The sequence below is a fragment of the Dictyoglomus sp. genome, assembly GCF_049968615.1.
In the GTDB taxonomy this organism is placed as follows: Bacteria; Dictyoglomota; Dictyoglomia; order Dictyoglomales; family Dictyoglomaceae; genus Dictyoglomus; species Dictyoglomus turgidum.
Genome location: NZ_JBMFQK010000043.1, coordinates 1 through 509 on the forward strand (window position 1 = coordinate 1; position 509 = coordinate 509).

Sequence of the window (509 nt, forward strand, 5' to 3'; positions counted from 1 at the left end):
AGGATAAAGATAATAAAACTTATGTTAGCGTAATACCACCAATAGGAGTTGACAATTACGAAGTTATACAGGTAGAAAATATTAACGATGTAGTTATTGATGATGCCGGTAATGTTCATATTAAAACAGAAGCTGAAAAAGTAGCAGAGAAAAAACAATCATATTTAGCGAAATTGTCTGGTGATATAACAAATTGGATTTATACTTATTATCCTCAAGTAAAACAAAATAGTGATTTATCTGATTATTTAACTTATACTACTTTATTAAGATCTATGTCTGTACCTGAAGCAGAATTATCAGCAAAAATGACACAAATTGGTGCCGCTATTGTTAATTTCTCAATAACTGAAGCAGGTAAATATAAATCAGCAGATAATTTAAATAAAGCAGGTATCGAATATTTTAATAAACTTGTAAATGAATTAGTAACTAGTTATACAGCATATCCTGCTAATGCATTAATTCAATTATCAAAAATTGCTGTTAGAGTATCTCAAGTTATTAAG

Annotated in this window: 1 protein-coding gene; it reads left to right on the plus strand. The window is 27.9% G+C overall.

From position 1 onward, the window contains the following. A partial coding sequence (locus ACP5QL_RS09285) for a hypothetical protein (RefSeq protein WP_428127327.1) occupies positions 1 to 509 on the plus strand: 509 nt, incomplete at both ends.